Source organism: Oleiphilus sp. HI0125 (assembly GCF_001635355.1).
In genome coordinates this window covers 1-2,800 of sequence record NZ_LWGF01000666.1, presented here as the reverse complement: position 1 = coordinate 2,800, position 2,800 = coordinate 1, and the positions used below count along the sequence as shown (strand labels likewise).

The 2,800-nt window shown below is 44.0% G+C and carries 2 protein-coding genes; both read left to right on the top strand.

Annotated features, from left to right (window positions below):
- A partial coding sequence (mutS, locus tag A3762_RS09430) for a DNA mismatch repair protein MutS (protein WP_068755137.1) occupies positions 1–2,349 on the top strand: 2,349 nt, incomplete at its 5' end.
- 135 nt (positions 2,350–2,484) lie between these two features.
- Positions 2,485–2,800 (top strand): ferredoxin FdxA (gene fdxA, locus A3762_RS09425; RefSeq protein WP_068755135.1); only part of this gene is annotated, 316 nt, incomplete at its 3' end.

Sequence of the window (2,800 nt, the reverse complement as noted above, 5' to 3'; positions counted from 1 at the left end):
GTTGCGGAGCAAATCGGCGATCCTGCAACAAGCAAAGGACCAGTTGAACGTAAAGTTGTGCGCGTGGTAACGCCAGGTACCCTTACCGATGAGGCGTTTCTTGATGAGCGCTCAGAAAATCTTTTAGGTGCGATCAGCCAAGTTCAGCAAGATATATTTGGTATCGCATGGCTAGAGCTATCATCTGGACGTTTTCACATCACGGAAGTTAAGGGGCTAAGTAATTTAGTTGCTGAAGTACATCGCCTTAAACCTGCCGAGCTTCTTATTAGTGATGAGTTTCCTTTCGAGGATGCTCTTAACATCAAAACGTCTTTAAGACGACAAGGACCATGGAATTTCGAGCTTGATTCCTGTGAACGGATACTAACCAAACATTTCAAGACCAAAGATTTAGGCGGTTTCGGGTGTGATGATTTAACCGCCGCTGTTGGAGCAGCCGGAGCGCTTCTCCAATACGTAAAAGATACCCAGCGTGATGAGTTGGCGCATATCAAAACAATGAGTCGTGAATCTTTCTCAGAAAGTATCGTGATTGATGCGGCTAGTCGTAAGAATCTAGAGATAGATGCTACAACTCAAGGCGAATCGACAAGTACGCTGTCTTGGGTATTAGATCATTGCAGTACTGCGATGGGTAGCCGTCTTCTGCGCCGTTGGTTGAACCAGCCTACACAACAGAAAATAGTAGCCGAAAATCGTCATGATGCAGTTGGAGAGCTTCTTAATAACTATCACTTCGATCTTGTTATTGATCAGTTAAAGCATGTCAGCGATATTGAACGAATTCTGGCTCGGGTAGCACTTGGTTCCGCACGACCAAGGGACCTTACCCGCCTTAAAGATACGCTTCTTGTTTTACCCGCATTGCAGGTCGCTATTAAGAACCTAAACACCAATTTACTTGATGACTTGAAATCTCGAATCTCAGAGCATCCGTCACTTGCTCAATTGCTCGATAGCGCCGTAATTGATAATCCTCCGGTTGTCATTCGTGATGGTGGGGTTATTAAAGAAGGTTTTGATTCTGAGCTAGATGAACTTCGAAACATGAGTGAAAATGCGGGTCAGTTTCTCATCGATCTAGAGGAACGCGAACGCGAAGAAACTGGCATATCAACACTTAAAGTCGGCTATAACCGTGTACATGGGTACTTTATAGAAATTTCAAAAGCCCAGAGTGAACAGGCGCCAGTACATTACGTTCGCAGACAAACACTTAAGAATGCAGAGCGCTTTATCACACCTGAATTGAAAGAGTTCGAAGACAAAGCCTTGAGCGCTAAGAGTCGCGCCCTAAGTCGTGAAAAAGCTCTTTATGAAGATCTGGTCTCTCAGCTCAATGATCATATCCATGAACTCCAATTGTGTGCCGGTGGGCTCGCGGAATTAGATGTACTGACAAATTTTGCTGAGCGCGCGAGTAACTTAAATTATTGTCGCCCTACTCTTGTTGATGAAAAGCATTTAGACATAGTTGCTGGACGTCACCCTGTTATCGAGCAACTCATTGATGAGTCTTTCGTGCCAAATGATGTTGTTATGAATAATAAGAGAGAGATGCTCGTGATAACTGGGCCTAATATGGGTGGTAAATCTACCTACATGCGCCAAGTAGCGATCATCGCTCTAATGGCTTATTCAGGCGCTTATGTACCAGCTAACTCGGCAACTTTTGGCCCTATCGATCAAATATTTACACGCATGGGAAGTGCCGATGACACCGCAGGTGGCCGTTCTACTTTCATGGTGGAGATGACGGAAACTGCGAACATCCTTAATAACGCGACTAGCAATAGTCTGGTTCTAATGGATGAGGTTGGTCGTGGAACGAGTACATTTGATGGATTGTCGCTAGCATGGTCTGCCGCAGAGTATCTCTCAAACAATACAAAAGCGTTTACTCTTTTTGCCACACACTATTTTGAAATGACGCAGCTAGCTGATCGCTTGAGTAACGTTACCAACGTTCATCTGAAAGCTACAGAGCATGACGATAAGATTATTTTCTTGCACAGCGTATTAGATGGCGCTGCGAATAAAAGCTACGGGTTACAAGTCGCGCAATTGGCAGGTGTACCAAGCTCTGTCGTCGCTAACGCGAAAGCCAAGTTGTCGGAACTTGAGTCCGATAAATCGTTAGAGTTCGCTCAGTCAGTTGATTCAGGCAAAGTTGGGGCATCTGCAAGCCGCAATAAAAACACTAAAGACGACGATTTTTTTCAAGCAGAACTGTTTGGTTCGCCCAAATCTAAAGTTGAAGAACTACTGGAAGGAATTGATGTTGATAGCTTAAGCCCTCGTGAAGCGCTTAATGCCTTGTATCAACTAAAGGATGAACTAATCTAATTCAAATTGGCATAAGCAAATTCGTTTTTGCTCTTGATCGATTATAAGGCTATCGCTAGAATTGCAAACCGCTCGAAAGCCGCGGGATTAATGGCTTTGAGAACAATTATCATTTAAATAAAGGTTAGTATTACCATGACATTTGTTGTTACCGACAACTGCGTTAAGTGCAAATACACTGACTGCGTCGAAGTATGCCCAGTAGATTGTTTTTATGAAGGTCCAAACTTTTTGGTAATCGACCCCGATGAATGTATCGACTGTGCACTATGTGAGCCGGAATGCCCTGCTAACGCGATTTTCTCGGAAGATGAGCTACCAGCAGATCAGGTTCAATATATTGAGTTGAATGCAGAGCTTTGCCAGACTTGGCCAAATATTACGGAACAAAAAGACCCTCTTCCTGATGCTAAAGAATGGGATGGCGTTCCAGACAAACTACAGTACCTAG